Source organism: Nisaea sp., assembly GCF_039990255.1.
Classification (GTDB): Bacteria; Pseudomonadota; Alphaproteobacteria; order Thalassobaculales; family Thalassobaculaceae; genus Nisaea.
Genome location: NZ_JBDXGG010000004.1, coordinates 688,695 through 706,872, shown reverse-complemented (window position 1 = coordinate 706,872; position 18,178 = coordinate 688,695). Strand labels below are relative to the sequence as shown.

General features: G+C 60.4%; 16 protein-coding genes. 8 read left to right on the top strand and 8 right to left on the bottom strand.

The genetic code is table 11. The features are described 5' to 3' along the window. The 5 genes from ABJ076_RS04065 to ABJ076_RS04045 are packed head-to-tail and all read left to right on the top strand — an operon-like array spanning position 1 to position 5,326. Positions 1-1,302, top strand: coding sequence for an O-antigen ligase family protein (locus ABJ076_RS04065; RefSeq protein WP_348186088.1), 1,302 nt, complete (start codon positions 1-3; stop codon positions 1,300-1,302). Beyond that, positions 1,271-2,431 carry a glycosyltransferase family 4 protein gene (locus ABJ076_RS04060; protein ID WP_348186090.1) on the top strand — a complete coding sequence of 387 codons (1,161 nt, stop codon included), beginning with the start codon at positions 1,271-1,273 and terminating at the stop codon, positions 2,429-2,431. Before ABJ076_RS04065 ends, ABJ076_RS04060 begins: the two co-directional genes overlap by 32 nt. Continuing rightward, on the top strand, positions 2,428-3,603 hold the full coding sequence (locus ABJ076_RS04055) for a glycosyltransferase family 4 protein (protein WP_348186092.1): 1,176 nt from the start codon (positions 2,428-2,430) through the stop codon (positions 3,601-3,603). Before ABJ076_RS04060 ends, ABJ076_RS04055 begins: the two co-directional genes overlap by 4 nt. Continuing rightward, positions 3,600-4,382 (top strand): WecB/TagA/CpsF family glycosyltransferase, encoded by a 783-nt coding sequence (locus ABJ076_RS04050; protein WP_348186094.1) that lies wholly within the window; start codon positions 3,600-3,602, stop codon positions 4,380-4,382. Before ABJ076_RS04055 ends, ABJ076_RS04050 begins: the two co-directional genes overlap by 4 nt. Beyond that, positions 4,382-5,326, top strand: a complete 945-nt coding sequence (locus tag ABJ076_RS04045; RefSeq protein WP_348186096.1) for an NAD-dependent epimerase/dehydratase family protein — start codon at positions 4,382-4,384, stop codon at positions 5,324-5,326. Before ABJ076_RS04050 ends, ABJ076_RS04045 begins: the two co-directional genes overlap by 1 nt. On the opposite strand, the gene ABJ076_RS04040 is transcribed toward ABJ076_RS04045, so the two are convergent. The 4 genes from ABJ076_RS04040 to ABJ076_RS04025 are packed head-to-tail and all read right to left on the bottom strand — an operon-like array spanning position 5,320 to position 10,940. Further along, complete coding sequence (locus ABJ076_RS04040; RefSeq protein ID WP_348186098.1) at positions 5,320-6,732, bottom strand: undecaprenyl-phosphate glucose phosphotransferase; 1,413 nt, start codon at positions 6,730-6,732, stop codon at positions 5,320-5,322. The two genes, ABJ076_RS04045 and ABJ076_RS04040, sit on opposite strands and share 7 nt — an antisense overlap. 29 nt (positions 6,733-6,761) lie before the next feature. Beyond that, on the bottom strand, positions 6,762-9,134 hold the full coding sequence (locus ABJ076_RS04035) for a Wzz/FepE/Etk N-terminal domain-containing protein (RefSeq protein ID WP_348186100.1): 2,373 nt from the start codon (positions 9,132-9,134) through the stop codon (positions 6,762-6,764). 9 nt (positions 9,135-9,143) lie between these two features. Continuing rightward, positions 9,144-9,737, bottom strand: a complete 594-nt coding sequence (locus tag ABJ076_RS04030) for a polysaccharide biosynthesis/export family protein (RefSeq protein WP_348186102.1) — start codon at positions 9,735-9,737, stop codon at positions 9,144-9,146. Between the two features lie 9 nt (positions 9,738-9,746). Then, positions 9,747-10,940 (bottom strand): outer membrane beta-barrel protein, encoded by a 1,194-nt coding sequence (locus ABJ076_RS04025; protein WP_348202586.1) that lies wholly within the window; start codon positions 10,938-10,940, stop codon positions 9,747-9,749. Between the two features lie 505 nt (positions 10,941-11,445). Here ABJ076_RS04025 and ABJ076_RS04020 point away from each other — a divergent pair. Further along, a complete protein-coding gene (locus tag ABJ076_RS04020; protein WP_028466338.1) occupies positions 11,446-12,690 on the top strand; it encodes an EAL domain-containing protein in 1,245 nt (414 codons plus the stop codon). 31 nt (positions 12,691-12,721) lie between these two features. Here ABJ076_RS04020 and ABJ076_RS04015 read toward each other — a convergent pair whose 3' ends face one another. Continuing rightward, positions 12,722-13,276 carry an ActR/PrrA/RegA family redox response regulator transcription factor gene (locus ABJ076_RS04015; protein WP_348186107.1) on the bottom strand — a complete coding sequence of 185 codons (555 nt, stop codon included), beginning with the start codon at positions 13,274-13,276 and terminating at the stop codon, positions 12,722-12,724. Positions 13,277-13,353: 77 nt separating this feature from the next. After that, complete coding sequence (locus ABJ076_RS04010; RefSeq protein ID WP_348186109.1) at positions 13,354-14,697, bottom strand: ActS/PrrB/RegB family redox-sensitive histidine kinase; 1,344 nt, start codon at positions 14,695-14,697, stop codon at positions 13,354-13,356. 128 nt (positions 14,698-14,825) lie between these two features. Between ABJ076_RS04010 and ABJ076_RS04005 the strand changes: the two genes are divergently transcribed. Next, positions 14,826-15,596 carry an ABC transporter ATP-binding protein gene (locus ABJ076_RS04005; protein ID WP_348186111.1) on the top strand — a complete coding sequence of 257 codons (771 nt, stop codon included), beginning with the start codon at positions 14,826-14,828 and terminating at the stop codon, positions 15,594-15,596. Next, on the top strand, positions 15,593-16,426 hold the full coding sequence (locus ABJ076_RS04000; protein WP_348186113.1) for an ABC transporter permease: 834 nt from the start codon (positions 15,593-15,595) through the stop codon (positions 16,424-16,426). Before ABJ076_RS04005 ends, ABJ076_RS04000 begins: the two co-directional genes overlap by 4 nt. A 1-nt stretch (position 16,427) precedes the next feature. Here the strand turns inward: ABJ076_RS04000 and ABJ076_RS03995 are convergent, their stop codons facing one another. Beyond that, positions 16,428-17,036 carry an NUDIX hydrolase gene (locus ABJ076_RS03995; protein WP_348186115.1) on the bottom strand — a complete coding sequence of 203 codons (609 nt, stop codon included), beginning with the start codon at positions 17,034-17,036 and terminating at the stop codon, positions 16,428-16,430. A 28-nt stretch (positions 17,037-17,064) separates the two neighbouring features. After that, the gene (cobT, locus tag ABJ076_RS03990; protein WP_348186117.1) at positions 17,065-18,099 is read right to left on the bottom strand and encodes a nicotinate-nucleotide--dimethylbenzimidazole phosphoribosyltransferase; all 1,035 of its coding nucleotides are present in this window, start codon (positions 18,097-18,099) and stop codon (positions 17,065-17,067) included. Positions 18,100-18,178 lie beyond the last annotated feature (79 nt).

Here is an 18,178-nt window from a genome sequence, read left to right as displayed (position 1 = left end):
GTGGCGCGATACCCTCGCACATCCGGAGCGCCGGACGGAGCCAACCCCGACAGAGCCCGCGCCGCCTTTTACCGCAGCGCCAGTGGCACCCGGCAGCTCGGGCATGCGGCGCCGCTCAGTGTATCGCTGCTGATGGTCATCATCTTCACCCAGGCCCTTGTTACCATTCCGGCCCAGTTCAGGATCATTCCGCAGATCTCGCTCGGCGGTTTTCTTACGCTGTTTTTCGTCGTTCTGCTGGTCATGCATTTCCTGATGCGGCCCTACGTCGTGCGCGAGATCCGCTGGCCGATCTTCATGTTCGTCCTGTTCACCGCCTGGATCGCCTACGGATTCATCTTCTACCGGCTGACGGTACAGGGCATTCAGAACACAGTTGTCATCATCTCAAGCATCCTCGCCTTCATAATTGCGGCGCAAGTCGCGAAGAGTATCCGCGCGCCGAGCCGCTCCATTGTCAGGGCGATATTGATAGCGATCTGGATTCCGGCGGTGATCTATGTGCTGGCGATCCCGGTGCTCGGTTTCGGCCATCTGGAGATTTTCGCGCCGCGCTCTCTCGCCGGCTTCCTGCTGATCGGAATCGCCATCCATTGCGGCTACTGGCGGCATGGCTCGCGCAACGATCTCTGGCTGGCTCTGTTCCTCTATGCGGTGGTGGTGCTGTCCCTCTCACGCGCTGCAATGGGCATGGGGCTCGGCGTCTTCATTCTGGCCCAGCTCCGGCTGAACAGTTTTTCCGGCTGGTTCCGGATGATCGCCATCCTTACGGTCGCCGTCGGGATTGCCGCTTTCATGCTTCTGAATTTCGAGCCGCTGAGACAGCGCTTCTTCACCGGTGATCTATCGGCGGCAGTCGGTGGCGTGAAGATCAACACGATGGGCCGGATTCTCGCCTGGACCACTGTGATCAATTCCGCACTGGAAGCACCGATAGTCGGCAAGGGACCAGCATCCAGCTCTGAAGCTCTATCAATCCTGCATGCCGGGATCGAGCAACCGCATAACGACTATTTGCGGATCTGGCACGATTACGGGGTAATCGGCGTGATGCTCTGGTTCGGCGCCTTCGGCACGATGATGGTCGCCTGCCGCCGGCAATATACCAGGTTCCAGAAGTGGGGCGCCCGGGAAACCGCCCTAGGCGCCTCAACTCTGCTCGCGCAGGTCACGCTGCTTGCCCTGATGCTGACCGACAATGTGCTGATCTATTTCTACAATATGGTCCCGATTTTCATCCTTTCCGGCCTGGTCCTGGGATCGCTTCCGCATGCCCCGCTGCTCCGTCGTTCTGCTTCTTAATTTCGTGCCGCCCTACCGCGTCGCGCTGTTGCAGGCGCTGGAGCGGGAAGTGCGCCGGCTGACCGTGCTGGTCTCCACCGGCATGGAGGCGGACCGGTCCTGGAAGACGGATTGGCGCGGGCTCGATGTCCGCGTCTCCCGCTCTCTTACGCTGCCTTACCGGCGAAGACATCCGGACGGATTTAGGGAAGATCTGTCCACGCATCTGAGTGTCGATATGCTGCCGCGCCTGTGTGCGCTGGCCCCAGACATCGTGATCAGTTCCGAGTTCGGCGCCCGCACTCTGCAGGCTTGTCTGTATCGTTGTCTGGCGCCGCTTCTTGGCCGGCGCTCCAGATTTCTGGTCTGGGCCACATTATCCGAGGACAGCGAACGCGGTCGCGGATGGGCACGCAGAACCCTCCGGCGGCTGATGGCAAAACGTGCGGACGGTGCCATGACCAACGGCGAGTCCGGCGCCCGGTATCTTGAAAGCATCGGGTTCGCGCCCGAGCGGATTTTCCGCGTCCACCAGTCAACCGATCTCGATCGGTTCGCAAGTCTCCACACAGCCGCCCGGCTTCCGCGTGAAGCCAGCCGCGCCGTTCGTTTGGTCACGGTCGGCAGTTTGATTCCGCGCAAGGGTCTCCGGCCTTTCCTGCAACACCTGATCGCTTGGTGCGAGACCAATACGGACCGGGTCTTGAGTTGGCGGCTGATCGGCGACGGTCCGGAAAGGACCGCGCTGGAGGAATTGCTGCTGCCGGCCAACCTCAAGCTAACCCTGATTGGCGACGTAGCCTACGAGGACGTTCCCTCCCTGATGGCCGATGCCGACCTGCTCGCATTTCCAACCCTTGCCGACGAGTGGGGCCTGGTCGTCAACGAAGCCATGGCGGCGGGCCTGCCGGTCTTGGCGAGCACCCGGGCTCAAGCGACCGGTGAAATGATCACAGACGGACAAGATGGGTGGCTCTTCGATCCAACCGACCCGGTATCGACCGAGACAGCGCTCGGCCGCGCTCTCAACACACCGGCTGCGTCCCGGATCGCCATGGGTGACGCAGCCCGCCAGACTGCCGCACGTTTCTCGCACGCAAACACGGCACGGCGCATGATAGAGGCCATTGAGGCGGTGTGGGACCAATGAAGATTCTGTTCGCTCATTGCCGCTACCAACAAACAGGAGGAGAAGACCGGGTCGTCGAGGCCGAGATGGCCGCATTGCGCCAGTCCGGGCATGACGTTTCAATTCTCGAGCGAGACAACGATGCCATCTCGACCAGCTTGGACAAGGCGAAAACAGCCTGGTCCTTGCCGGGTACGGACGCGGTCCGGTCAGAGCTTCGCGCCGAGATCGCGGTGCACGCACCCGATATAATCCATGCCCACAACATTTTCCCGCTGATCACGCCTTCGCTTTATGACGCGGCCCGTGACCTCGGTCTGCCGGTGGTACAAACACTACACAATTACCGAAACATCTGTGCCTCGGCTCTGCTCATGCGCGATGGCCGGATCTGTGAAGATTGTATAGGCGCCAGCCCTTACCAGGCGGTACTGCACCGCTGTTATCGCGGATCCATCCCCGGCTCATTCGCCCTCGCCCGCATGATCGCGCTCCACCGTGAAAAGAGCACCTGGAGTCAGTCGGTCGACCACTTCATCGCTCTCTCGGAATTCTCGAAGAGTCGCTTTGTCACCGCCGGTTTCCCGGCTGGCAAGATCGCCGTGAAACCGAACAGTCCGAGTGCTCTCTTTGCAGAAAAGCCGGAGGCGCAAGAAAGATCCGGCGCTCTCTATGTCGGTCGGCTCTCACCGGAAAAAGGGATCGCCGCGCTGCTCCGCCTCTGGAAGAGAGACTGGCCGCCCCTGCGCGTGGTCGGTGATGGCCCTGACGCAACAGCTCTAAATGAGGCTGTTCGGGACGGCCGCGCTGTCGCGCTTGGGCCGCTCGAACCCCAGGCCATCGCAATCGAGATGCGCCGGGCCGCGCTCTGCATTGTCCCGTCGCGGTGCTATGAAAACTTCCCGATGGTCATCGCGGAAGCTTTTGCCTGCGCTTTGCCGGTCCTGGCCTCCAACATCGGTGCACTTGGCGAGTTAGTGCAGGAAGACCGGACCGGCGCCCGGTTCGACCCCTTCGATCCAGACAGCATAACCCGTACCATCGATGCCGCCTTCGCCGATCCGGACAAGCTGGCGCGATGGGGCGCAACCGCACGGGAGCATTTCGAGAAGCATCTGACCTCGGCAGAGACGACCGCACAGCAGACTTCGATATACGAGGGCCTTTTGACCGGCGAGAGAGCCAGCGCGTGACCAAAAATCATAATGGTATCGAAACAATTATAGTGCTGGGCCGTACAATCGCCGCGGGGCGATTTGCCGGGTTCGGAGAGGCCGTGCTTGCGTGCGCCCGCTCGACGAAACCCGCTTATATCTGCGTTTCCGGCGCTCACCCTCTCTCGCTCGCCAAGGCCGATCCTGATTTCGCGGCAGCCCTCGACGGGGCGGCGCTTATCGCTCCGGACGGCATGCCGGTAAAATGGATGCTCGCTCTGAAAGGTCACCGAGGAAGCGAGCGGGTGGCGGGACCGGATCTAGCCGCCTGGCTGATCAGCCGGGCGGAAGGCGAGGGCCTTCCGGTCTATTTCTATGGCGGCCTGCCCGACGAACTCGAAGACCTGCGGCGCGCCCTGGCCGTGACCCATCCGAAGCTGAACGTCGTCGGATGGGAGAGCCCGCCGATGCTCCCGGTCCGCCCCCATTTCGATGCGGAGACCGCCGCTTGCATCAATGCCAGCGGCGCAAAGCTGATCTTCATCGGCCTCGGCTGTCCGCGCCAGGAATTCTGGATGGCACGGCATAGCGGCGCCGTTAACGGCACAATGGTCGGCATCGGCGCCGCTTTCAATTTCCTGTCCGGGCGGCTGGAGCGGGCACCGCAGGTGATGCAGTCTCTCGGTCTCGAATGGCTGTACCGACTGACACAGGAACCGCGCCGCCTGCTAGGCCGCTACCTGCTGCACAACAGCCGCTTTGTCTGGTTCGCCCTGATCGATCTGATCTCCCACTGGTGCAAGCGGGGGAAAAACTGATGGCCCGTTATCTCATCACCGGCGGATGCGGCTTTATAGGCCGGCACCTGACATCCGCCTTGCTGGGGGACGGGCACGATGTGACCGTGCTGGACGATCTGTCCTCAGGCGATCCCGCGAAACTGCCTTCGACGGCGCACCTTGAAGAAGGTTGCGTCACCGATGCGGATAAACTCGCCAAGCTGGCCGAGGATGCGGACGGCATGTTCCATCTGGCGGCCATCGCCTCCATCGCCGCCGCTGAAGCGAACCTGGAACGGGCCCATGCAGTCAATGCGGGCGGCGCGGAAAATGCCGTTGCCGCTGCTGTACGGAGCCACATCCCGCTGGTGCTCATTTCGTCTGCGGCTGTATATGGCGCTGCCGGACCTGAGGCGGTTTCCGAGACATATCCATGTCTCCCGCTGTCCGCCTATGGCGCCGACAAGCTGCAGAGCGAACATTATGCCACTGAGGCTGCACAAAACGGAGGTCCTGGAGGAAAAAGACTGGCCGCGACCATCGTCAGGCCATTCAACGTCTATGGCCCTGGCCAGGATTCAGGATCGCCCTATGCCGGCGTAATCTCGCGCTTTATCGCCGCCGCACTTTCAGGAGCACCACTGCGGGTGAATGGCGACGGAAACCAGAGCCGGGACTTCATCTTCATCGACGACCTCATCGGCCTGTTGACCGCTTGCGTTTCCCGTACCCGGCCCGGCACCTTGATTGTCAATGGATGCACCGGAACTGCGACCAGTGTGAAAGTGCTCGCCAGCGAAATCGGCCGGATTTGCGGTGGCGATATCAGGACGGAGCCCGGACTCGAACGGTCCGGCGGTGTTGCCCACTCCCTGGGCAACCCCGGGCGGGCAGCGGAAATATTCGGGTTTCGCGCCCGGATTGAGCTGGCGGAAGGCTTACGACGTACCTTCAACTGGCAAAAAGGCACAACTCTTCAGTAGGCCGAACGGCCGATACCGACCTCGATCACGGTCAGGGCAAGGATCTTCAGGTCGAAGCCGAGAGACCAGTTTTCGACATAATGCAGATCAAGCTCGACCCGATGGCGCATTTTATCGACCGTGTCGGTCTCCCCGCGCAACCCGTTCACCTGGGCCCAGCCGGTGATGCCGGGCTTGACCCGATGGCGGCCAAGATACCCGTCGATCAGTTCCGCATAATGCTCGTTGTGGGACACTGCATGCGGACGTGGACCGACGAGAGACATGCTGCCGCCGAGAACGTTCAGCAATTGCGGCAACTCGTCCAGACTGCTTCGACGGAGAAACCGACCCAGTGCGGTGATCCTCGGGTCGTCCCGGGTTGCCTGCCGAACAACAGGCTGCGACTTGGTATCACCACCGGCACCCTCGCCTTCCTCCCGCAGCATGCTTCGGAATTTCAGCATCATGAATTCATTGTTGTTGAAGCCATAGCGCTTCTGCCGAAACAACACTGGGCGCCCCATGGTGATCAGGATCGCAAAGGCGATGATCAACATGACCGGCGCCAGAGCGATAAGCATGATCGTGCCCAGGAACAGGTCGACGCAACGCTTCTGCACACTCGCCCAGCCGGCAATCGGAAGATCTGCCAGAATCAGACCGGCCTGCCCCGCGATCCGATCGACCCCAAGGGCGGGCACGCCGTGCAGATAGGATGGTAGCCGCAGCCGAATATTGACCGGCTGATCCTTCAGGAAACCAAGCGCAGCGCGGAATGCCATTTCCTCGTCAGGCTCATAACACAGCAGAACATCATCGACCCGGCCCGCCGCGATGATCCGGCGCAAACTCTCCTCGCTGCCGAGCAGCGGTACACCTTGTATTGTCTCGTTACCAAGCCCGTCGCTAACAAAGCCACCAACTAGGCGTGCGCCGCCGCGATATGCCAGCAGCGTCCTCACCGCTTCGTTAGCCAGGCGCGGCGAGCCAAGCACAGCGACCCGATTGGAGAACCGGCCGCTGCGGCGCGCCTTGGCGACCCAGGCCAGCATAGACGTCCGCACGGCAATCAGGGCAACACCACCAGCCAACACCATTTCGAGCAGCCAGAAGCGCGAGAACTCCTCCGATATCTTGAAGGCATAAAGCGCGACGACAAAAATGACCATCGAGCCGATCCAGCAACGCAAAGCCTGCATGACGTGGATTCGCCCCGCATCGCTGCGGTGAAAAGCATAGTTGCTCTGGCTGATGCCGCAGATCAGATACAATGCGCAGATGAAAAGCCCGCCGAGCAAATAACCCTCGGGCAGATCGAAACTCCAGTTACGGACCGCATAGGCAAGGATATTGATCGCGAAGAGGGTCAGCGCCTCAAGCGTGGCCAACCAGATCGCCAGCCAGATCAGCGTTTTGTTGCGCATGGCTTAGTGCATCCAGCTCCGGAGCCGCTTCATCGCGCGCGCGCCCATTCCGCTTCGCGATCCTCATCCACCGGTGCTGAATCGACCCCATAATACTGCCCGTCATAGGCCTCGGCTCCGCCATCGATCGACTGAATCCGAAGATTGTTTTTCGACATCACGATTCCGGCCAGATTTTCGCCGACCTCATAAACCTCGCGGATCGTTTGTTCCGCCGTCTCCCGCCGGGTGCGTTCCCACTCAACCACATAGACGGTGGCATCGACCTGAGGCACCAAAACCAGCGTATCCGATACCACCGAGGCGGGACCACTATCGAGCACCGTGAAGTCAAAGTTTTCCGCGCTGTAGCGCAGCAACTCGGCCATCCGGCGGGATCCGAACAGATCTTCTGAATTCGACAGCACACCGCCGGTAGCCACGTAGTGGATACCGGTCGCCAAATCGAACTCGATGGCGTCCTCGACCATTTCGTCGCCATTAAGGAACTGTTTGAGGCCCCGATTAGTCACACTGTCGATTTGCTTGGTGACAGTGCCGTTCACAGTGTCGCAATCAATGACGAGCGTCCGGAGCCCGGCCGAAACCGCATTCACCACCAAGGCCAAAGCGATCGAGGATTTACCCTCGCCCGCAATCGACGAGGTTATGAGCACAGTACGGACCGGCTTGCCCTCGCCAAGCAGATTGAGCGCCGTACGCAACTTCCGGATGCCTTGCCCGACCGCCGAACCCGGCCGACGACGCACCATTTCAAACAATGGTGCCCCACTATCCTCAAGCTGATGAGACAGCGGTATGCTTGCAATCACCGGCAGGCCGGTCGCCTGCTCTATCTGCTTCGCGTTCTTGAACCCCCGGATCAGGAAATCCATCAGCAGCGCCAATAACGCCGCAATGATCATCGCGGCGATCAGAGAGGCGAGCACCGCCAGCTTTTTCTTTGGCGAGACCGGCACCCGGGGCATCACGGCGCGGGAAATCACCTCGGCACCAACCTGATCCGGCTCGCTGCTTTCGAGATCCACCGCCGCAAGCCGGTTCAGCATGACCTCATAGAGATTCTGGTTGGCCGCGACTTCGGCCTGAATGGCGCGCAATTCGATCTCGGCATCCACCTGGGACTCCATGACCGCTTTCAACTCACCGACGGCATTGGCCACATTGGCCTCCCGGACCCGGGCGATCTCTGTCTCGTTGCGCATCGACTGGACGATCTTGCGCACTTCGCCGGAAATCGTGGTGCGGACATCCTCAAGCTCCCGGCGGGTCTTGATGACGTCGGGATGACCGTCGCGCAATGTCGTCAGCTGCTCTGCGAGGCGCTGCTGGATCTGGGCTTCCTGGAGACGCAGGTTATTGATCAGCTGGGAGGCGAGAACGGGCGCCAGACTGGCCGTCCCGTCCGGCTGATCGAACAGCAGCTGTACCTGGCGTAGTCGTGCTTCCCGCTCGGCCCTTTCGGTGCTGGCCTGGATCAATTGGTCGTTCAGCTTGATTAGCTGCTGTTGCATTAACTCGGTGCCGCGAATATCGAGCAAGCCTTCCTCGCGGCGGAACCGCTCGAACTTCTGCTCTGAATCGAGGACCCGCTCCTGCAATGTCGCAACCTGATCCGTCAGCCACTGGCTGGACTGGCGGATCGCGCGATCCCGCTGGTTTCGCTTCTGCTCCAGGAAAATCTCCGCGATGGTATTCGGGACGCGGGCGGCCAGGGCCGGATCGTTACTCTGGAACTCTATGGTGATAACCCGCGAGAGCTGCTCGCCATCAACGGTAAGACGTTCGAGAAAATTGTCGGTTACATCCGCACGCAGCGCTTCCGGAGTGATGCGTACCGGTTCATCACGGCCAGCCAGAAAAGCGCTGGCGTCGAAACCGAAACTATCCTGCAGCCAGTGATCCGCAGCCTCTATCCAACCGGATATCAGCTGCTGAAGATGCAGCATCTGCAGCAGCTCATCTGTCGTTTGACGCCAGCCGGCTTCGCCTTCCGCCTGCAGGGACGGATTGAATTCCGGCACGTCTTCAAGGCCGAGCCGGTCGATCACTTTCGCGGCGAAGGCACGGGATTTCAGATAAGCCGTTTCGGTCGGCAGGTTTGTGCTGGCGGAAGAGAATGCTTGCGGCAGAGTGAAACCCTGAATGCTGACAGCCCCCTTGGACTCCGCCATCAGCAATTTAGTGTAGCCCGAATAGACCGGCTTCATCGCATAGACGACCACCCCGGTCACAAGGGGTATCAGCATCATGACGAACAGGATCAGGAAAAAGCGCCGGCGCATGACCGACAAGAGCCGCCAGAGATCGAATGTCTCACCTGTCTCCAGCGGGTCGGAGAACAGCGCCGACGGCGACTCCGCGGAGCGCCTCGATCTAGGAAATGCCGTAACGTTCGCCATTCCCGTCCCCTAGAACCAGCGCCGTTTGATTTCGATCACGTCGCCCGGATAAATAGACGTATCGAGGCTGACATCACGCACGGTCTGACCGTGTTCGGTGCGCCGCGTCAGCAAGGCTTGGGATTTTGCCGCCCGGCGTGTGAAGCCGCCGGCTTCGGCCACCGCCTTGCGCAGGTTGAGACCGAGGACGAAATCGAAACTGCCCGGCGTGTTCACTTCGCCCAAGACGTAGAATGGCTGATAGCGGGCAATGACGATATCGACCTTCGGATCGATCACATAATTGAGGTCAACAATCCCAGTGACCAAGGCACGAAGTTCCAGCGCGGTCTTGCCACGCGCCTCGATTTTCCCGACCAGGGGCAATTCCATCTGCCCATCGTCGGAGATATCGACCATAGCGGACAACTCCGGATGCCCAAAGACCGTCACAGCCACACGATCACCGGCAACGAGCCTGTATTCCGCGATGGTCGGCGTCGATGGCGGAGGCAATTCGTCGATATCGCTTGTGCCACACGCTGAGAGCCCGAGACACAGAACGAACGCCAACAGGGTTACGGCCGCAAGCCGGTTCGATGGGAGAATGAAGCCTGATCGCATCTATATCTCCTAAAACCGGCCGAGATTGAAAGGATTGACGATACCGTCATCTGCCTGGCAGCACAGTTTCGCGCCGATCCTGAACATCACCGTCGTGGCATCAAAGTCACGGGCCGGATCGGTGGAATCCGAAATCTCGTGCTCGAAATGCAGACCGGCAAAAAGATGCTCGTTGATCAGGTAGGTCGCGTTTGCTCCAGCAAGCAGATCGTCGTCTTCCCGATCAATCTGTTGAAATTCTTCATTCGCCACGGACAGGTAACCACCGATTATCAACTGCTCGAACGGATCATAATCGAGCCCTAGGCGAAAAGACCGCGAAAGTTTCGTTCCTGCCCTCGGATCATCCGACTGCTGGTTCTCTATATCCGCCCCGGCGGTAACACTCATGACGGGCGTAAGGTTCCAGAGCAAACCGCCAGACAACACGAAATCGGTCTGCGAGGAACGATCACTCTCATCGAAAACACGGTGCGAGACACCGACCCGGCCATTGAAAGAGCTGACTCCGGTGATATCCCGCACACCCCCGACAGAAAGCGTGAAACGCGTGGAGTTCTGGACCTCCGAAACCTCTTCGACATAAACATCGCGCAGCAGGCTGGGTGAGATGAAGAGATCGTATTCTCCGCCGGGGGAATAACCGACGAAGCCCCGTAAATTGAAGGTTGTGCGGTCAAGAGAATCCCGGCTTAAACCATCCGTCGGATTATAATCCCGATGCACCGCTTCCCCAACGACACGCGAGAACACCCGATCATCCCGCCGGTCATCGTAAACGCCGCCGATGAGATACTGATTGAAGGTCAGCGGCTCGAATCCCGCTCCGGGATCCGCATCGTCGCCGCGTCGGATATGACCGCGCTTCACTTCAGCGAATCCGCGCCCAAAGACACCGTCATCGACATCGACCCGGACCGCCGTGGCCAGACGAGCGTCCACCGTATTCTCTCGGCTCGATTCAGCGACCCGCCTGTCCGTCACATCAACAATCAGCAAGGCTTCGTGATTGGTCCAGTTCGAGCGGAGCGCCGCTTCCGCCTTGGCTTCGGCAAATGACGAGGAAATGGCACCGTTCTTGACCCGGGTGACATTGCTGTCCTGACCGCCATCGACAGTGACCCGGGAGAAGAGATCGAAGCTTCCAGTCAATCGTCCACTATCAGATCGATCGTCCGGTCCGCTGAGCAAATCCAGCGACAAACCATAGCTTTCGAAATCCAGGCGCTGACGGCCCCGAACAGATTCTTTATATGCCTGTTGCGCGAGAACGACTTCAGCCGAAAGGCCTATTAAAAAAGAGGTTAAAATCAGTCCGGCTATCGCGAATGCCAAGTTGATCCGGCATTTACGCCACCAAATACAAAGCTCCATGCGACAGGCCAGCTGATTTCCATCCCGGGACGATGTGCGATTCGCTTAACTAGAGCTTTAAAATAGGCGAATTATGCGTTGAAACAAAACATTTTTGTGAGCATAGTTTATGAAGACGCAGGCCGTTTTGACCTATCATGCAAGATTTTGGTGGCCTTTTATGCGAAATCCCGCATTTTCGGGCGTAACAACCAATTGGTCATTCCTGCTCTTCTAGGCTGCACCGCTCTCGTAGACGGCGGCATCCAGGGCAAATATCAGGTGCCCGCACTGTGGGCCCCGTGGTAAGAAGAAGATCAGGAAACGGCCCTCAGGAGTTTAGACGGAGGACCACATGGCGCTCAGCCAAGTCCAGAGCCGAAATAGGGGCCCGAGCCAGGAATACCTTCTGCTCGACTATCTCCAGCGCCTCGGGCGCAATGTGGAAGGCCGCATGGCCGTCCATATCCATCTTTCCCGGCTGCGCCCGCAGAACCGTCAGGACCACCATATCCGGATCGCGGCGGCCACTTTCGAAGGTATGGTCCAGAACTATGAGGGCCAAATCTTCATTCTGAGCAACTCGGACCTGTTCTTCGTCTGCAAGGACGCCACCGTCGAGGATATCGACGCGGCCATCATGAAGGTCCGCTATCTGTTCTCCGAAGACCCGCTTTCGCAGGGCGACGAGGAAGAAGACCTGGCCCGGTTCTGCTCCTGGTTCAACGTCGCGACCCAGTACGAAGACCTTTTGGAACTGGTCAAGCAGATGCACCGGGAGCGCGAGCGCAAGTCGCGCATGTCCGTCAATGCCGAACAGAAAGTCGATCCCCGCGCCAAGGGTTCACGGAAGCCGCTCGACCCCGAGCAGCTCGGCAAACTGGAATCCTTCCTGCAGCGTGCCGACCTTTCAAACCTGATGCGCCGCCAGCCGGTCTGCGCGCTGACCCCGAACAACCCGAACCCGCAGCCGGTGTTCCGGGAACTTTTCATCTCGATCCACGACCTGCAGCAGACCGTGCTGCCGGAATTCGATCTGGCCTCCAATCTCTGGCTGTTCCAGCATCTGACACAGACGCTGGACGCGCGGATGCTGTCCCTGCTGATCCGGAACGACGACAGCTCGATCGCCAGTTCATTCAGCGTCAATCTGAACGTACAGACGATCCTGTCGCCGCCTTTCCTGAACTTCGATGCCAGCCTGAAGGCCGTTGCCCGCGGAACGGTCGTGATCGAATTGCAGAAGATTGATATTTTCGGCGATATGGGCGCCTACATGTTCGCCCGCGACTTTATGCGCGAGCGGGGCTACCGGATCTGCCTCGACGGCCTGAACCACCTGACACTTCAATTCATCGACCGCGAACGGCTCGGCCTCGATCTGCTGAAACTGATCTGGACCCCGGATATGGCGGACGACATGTCCGGCAACCGGACCGCTGAATTGAAGGAACATGTTGATCGTTGCGGCCGCGCCCGGATTATCCTGACACGCTGCGATTCGGACGAAGCCGTCCGCTTCGGTCAGTCCCTCGGCATCACCATGTTCCAGGGCCGTTATATCGATAAACAATTGAGCGCAGACGCACGCATCGTCTAACCGCAATAACCGCTCAAAAACGCGCCGGTGCTTAACCGCGCGGCGCGTGCTTGTTCAGGATTCTCTGCAGGGTACGGCGGTGCATGCGCAAGCGGCGAGCTGTTTCCGAAACATTCCGGCCGCATTGCTCGAACACCCGCTGAATATGCTCCCAGCGCACCCGGTCGGCCGACATCGGATTGTCCGGTGGCGGCGGCAGAGCCTCTTCGTGATCCAGCAATGCGGCGGCGATTGCATCGGCATCCGCCGGCTTCGGCAGATAATCCACCGCTCCCGCTTTCACGGCGGCGACAGCGGTAGCGATATTGCCGTAGCCCGTCAGCATGATAATGCGGGCATCAGGATTGGCGTCCCGCAGAGCGGCCACCACATCGAGCCCGCTCCCATCCGTCAGGCGCATGTCGAGCACGGCATGGGATGGCGCACCGTCGCGCACCGCTTGCAGGCCCTCGGCCACCGAACTTGCGCTGGTTACGGCAAAGCCGCGCTTTTCCATCGCCCGGACAAGCCGGTTGCGAAACGGCTCGTCATCATCAAGCACCAGAAGCTTGGGGAGTTCGTCACCTGAAATCTGATCGTCTGTCACCAAGTACCTCCGCCTTTCGGGGCCGGTCTGCAGCTTGCTGGCTTATGCTGGGAAATCTGCTTTCGGTCAAGTTGCGCTCACGCGGCTTCAAGATCACCACGGGACCATTGCATCGTCAGCCGGGCGCCCCCTTCGGCACGGTTTGAAAAGGAAAGCGAAGCCCCGCCACGCTTCAGCAGGGTCTTTGCGATAAAGATACCAAGTCCCATGTGCCCATCTTTTCCGGCCCGGCTGGAGACATAGGGCTCGCCAAGCCGGTCCAGTACCAAAGGAGAAAAGCCCGGTCCATCATCCTCGATGATGACGGAGGCCTTCACCTCATCCCAATAGACCGTAATCTCCACAGTTTCCGCCGCGAACTGGACCGCGTTCTGGACCAGAGTGCCGATGCCCTGATTCATTTCCGGCGTCAGCACCACCCGCGGCTGGTCCACCATAGTGGCGCCCTCATCCGTCGCCAGGTCGAACGCACCGTCCGGTCCGTGCTGTTCGATGATGATCACGACCTCGTCCCGCTGGTACGGTGTGGCCGCCGCTTCGACCATGGCACTAAAGGGCATGGACTTGAACGGACCCATCGTTTCCTGATCGGGCCGACGGGAGAGTTGGGTCAAGATGTCGCGGCACCGCGCCGTCTCGCTCAGCAACAGGTCGACATCCTCGCCCCATTCGCTGTCTTTCGGCAGATCCTTGCGCAATTCGCGGGCAACGACAGCAATAGTGCTGAGCGGCGTGCCGAGCTCATGTGCCGCCGCCGCCGCTAACCCACCAAGTGCCGAGAGTTGCTGCTCACGGGACAGCGCCAGCCGGGTCGCGCCGAGAGCATCAGACATGCGTCGTGCATCCCGGCTGACCCGATATGTGTAACCGGCGATGAACAGGGTCGCGATGACGATCGCCATCCACAGGCCGAACACATAAACACTCGGCAACTTCAGGCCCGCAGGAGCCCAGGGTAAAGGCTGATGCACCACAGCAAGCACAGAGGCGGAGACCAATGCGAGGAAGCTCAGCCAGACCGTCGCCGCGCCGGATAATATCGTGGCGGAGATGGTCACCGGCGCTATCAACATCATCGCGAACGGATTTTCCAGTCCGCCGGTCCAGTACAGTAGATAGCCGAGCTGGGCGATATCAAAGGCGAGCCCGAAGGCCGCCGCCCGCGTGGTCAGTGCCCGGCCTGACTGCCGCACCGCCTGGATGACGATATTATAGAGCGCGCCGGACGCCACGATGCCGAGGGCGATTTCCAGCGGCAACGGGAAGCCGAGGCCGAAATGCACAACGAGCAGACTGGTTAGCTGCCCCATCAGCGCCACCCAACGGATCCTCGTCAGGGTCCGGGCGCCAGCCGGTCCAAGGCCGTCACGAAAGGTGAAACGGCCCTCGAAGTTCCCAGTGCTACTCCGCTCATCAGTCACGCGGCGTCACCTCCAATGCCTTTCCAAAAACCTGCGGCCGATTGCGTCATTGTCCAGTAGCACGGCGCAGGCTAAGGTCGCGACGCTGATTTAGGCATATCCGAACGAACTCCCACGAGCACGACAGCATGAGCAAGACGGTCATCGAGGTTCGAGACCTGACCAAACGCTACGGTGAAATTAACGCTGTGCGCGGGGTCAGTTTCTCGGTCAAAGCTGGAATTACTATCGGCCTGCTCGGCGGTAACGGGGCGGGAAAGACGACCACGATCACGATGATGCTGGGCCTTCTGGAGCCGAGCGGCGGCAGTGTATCGATTCTTGGCTGCGATATGGCGACGGATCGCTACCGCGCTTTGCCTTACATGAATTTCTCCTCGCCCTATGTGGATCTGCCGCACCGTTTGACCGTGCGCGAGAACCTGCGGATTTATGCCGGGCTCTATTCGGTGCCGGAGCCGAATGCGCGCATTGCTGAAATGGCCGAACAGCTTCACATGACAGAGTTCCTGAACCGGCCATCGGGCAAGCTCTCCGCCGGACAGAAAACCCGCGTCGCGCTCGCCAAGGCGCTGATCAACAAGCCGCGTGTCCTGCTTCTTGACGAGCCGACCGCCTCGCTCGATCCGGATACCGCCGACTGGATCCGGGGATACCTTGAGGATTATCAACGCGACACTGGTGCGACCATCCTGCTCGCCTCGCACAACATGCAGGAGGTAGAGCGGTTATGCAGCGATGTGCTGATGATGCGGCAGGGAACGATTGTCGACCGGGGCAGCCCGTCCGACCTGTTATCAAAGTATGGACGCCAGACCATGGATGAAGTCTTTCTTGACGTTGCCCGGCAGACGGGGGCGGCAGCGAATGGCGGTGGTACGGGCAGGGGAGCGGCATGAGCGCGGATCTCGATTTCACCCCGCCGCCAGCGTCCCTGTTCAACGTCGGCCGCATCCACGCAATGGTACTGCGCTATTTCTACCTGATGCGCGGATCCTGGCCGCGCCTGCTGGAAATGGCCTACTGGCCGACCATGCAGATGATCCAGTGGGGTTTCGTTACGAAATTCTTCCTCGACCAGTCGAGCTGGGTTGCACAGGCCGCCGGGGTGCTGCTGGCAGGCGTGCTGCTCTGGGATGTTCTGTTCCGGGGCCAGATGGGATTCTCGCTCTGTTTCCTGGAGGAAATGTGGTCGCGCAATCTCGGCCACCTGTTCGTCAGCCCGCTCCGGCCACATGAATTCATCATCACGCTGATGGTGATGAGCCTGGTACGCACGCTGATCGGCGCCCTGCCCCCGGCCCTGCTGGCCATCGTCTTTTATGATTTTTCCATTTTCTCGATCGGCCCGGCATTGTTCGCCTTCATGGCTTGCCTGTTTTTCATGGCATGGGGCATCGCCATGGCGGTGATCGGCATCATCCTGCGTTTCGGACTTGGCGCCGAAAGCCTTGCCTGGGTGCTGGTCTTCGCCTTCGCGCCGATCTCTGCAGTCTATTACCCGGTCTCGGTGATGCCCGAATGGCTCCAAATGGTCGCATGGGCCACACCCTCCGCTTATGTCTTCGAAGGCATGCGCGCGGTTATGTTCGATGGCACTTTCAGGCTCGACCTGCTTGCCGGAGCGATGATGATGAATGTCGTCTATTTTGTGATTGGTGCGGGCGTCTTCTGGGTGGCCTACCGCAGCGCCCGCAAGGAAGGCCGCCTTCTTCAGGTTGGCGAGTAGGTCAGGTCAGCGCGTAGAGCGGCGCCAGCTTCGCACGCAGGCCCGCCACAAGAGGGTCGCCGGAGGTCATGATGTAAAGGCCGGATTCGTGCAGGTTCACCAGATGCATCGCTGACATCATCAAACTGCGGGCCAGCAACTGGCTGTAGAGATCCTCGATCGGCACCGGGACGGTCTCGATATCCTCGGCATCGTCGAAGTTGGTTGCACCGGTCACTCGAGCACCAACGGCAAGGAAGCTGAAACAGGTATTGGTCATCACGGCAGCGTTCGGATACATCCGGCCCGTCTGTATCCAGTGCGGAGCCTCGGCACCGGTCTCCTCCCGCAGCTCCCGCTTGGCCGTGCCCATCGGCTCGGTCTCGCCCGGATCGACGGTCCCGCTGGGCAGACCCAAAAGCACTTCGCCGATACCATGCCTATATTCCCGCACCATCAACACCTGATGGTCCTCGGTCACGGCAACCATATTTACCCAGTTCGGCAGCTCGATCACATGGTAGGGATCAACGATCTGACCGTGCGGCGTCTCGCACTTGTCCATGCGGTGGGACAGGTACCGGTCGCGGTATTCGATCCGGCTTTCAAGAACGCGCCACGGCTTTGGCATTGGAACTCCCCGAAAAAGAACGGAACCGTCAGGCCGGCCCGCTGACACCGGCGTCGGCGAAAGTCGCCATGCCAGTGTGGCAGGCCACCGCCGATTTCAGGATACCAATGGCCAGCGCCGCGCCGGAGCCTTCCCCCAGCCGCATTCCGAGATCAAGGATCGGCTCCTTGCCAATCTTCTCCAGCAGCAACCTGTGGCCCGGCTCAGCGGAACAATGGGCGACCTGACAATGCTCGATGCTGCGCGGATCGGCGGCATGAAGCACAGCGGCGGCAGCTGTGCAGGCATACCCGTCCAGCAACACCGGCACCCGCGCCATCCGGGCTGCCAGCACCGCACCTGCGATTGCCGCAAGCTCAAGCCCGCCAACGGCGGCGAAAAGTTCGAGCGGGTCCTCGGTCCGTGCCTTGTGCAGGGCAACACCATCGGCCACCGCCTTCACCTTGGCACTGAAGGCGTCGCCGGTGACGCCGGTGCCTGGACCGGTCCAGTCTTCAGCGGTGCCGCCGTAGAGCGCGTGGCAGATTGCGGCGGCAGAGGTCGAATTGCCGATCCCCATCTCACCGAGGCAGAGCAGGTCAATGCCCGGCTCCACGCCCATCATGCCGTAGGCCATGGCTTTGGCGCAGTCGCCATCTTCCATTGCCACTTCTTCGGTGAAATCCGCTGTCGGCTGATCAAGCGCCATCTCGTAGACCCGGAGATCGGCATCGAAAAGCTGGGCAAGCTGGTTCACCGCGGCCCCGCCGGAGATGAAGTTCTGCACCATCTGCGCGGTGACATCGGCCGGATAGGCGGAGACACCCTTGGCAGTTACTCCGTGATTGGCGGCGAAGACACAGATCCGGGGATGCTCGATGGTCGGCGGGTACTTCCCTTGCCAGGCCGCAATCCAGCGCGTCAGCTCCTCAAGCCGGCCGAGCGAGCCGGAGGGCTTAGTCAGTTGGGCCTCTCGACTGACCGCCGCAGTGCCCGCCTCGAGGTCAGCCGGAGGCAGGGTGCGGAACAGGCCGCGGATCTCATCGAAGGTCGCATTCTCAGGCGAAAAACGTTCGTCGCTCATGGATCATCACACGGGACTGTTCTTTGGAATGCCGCCCCCTATACAGGCGATCCGCCCCTGTGCATAGTCCGGGGACGAC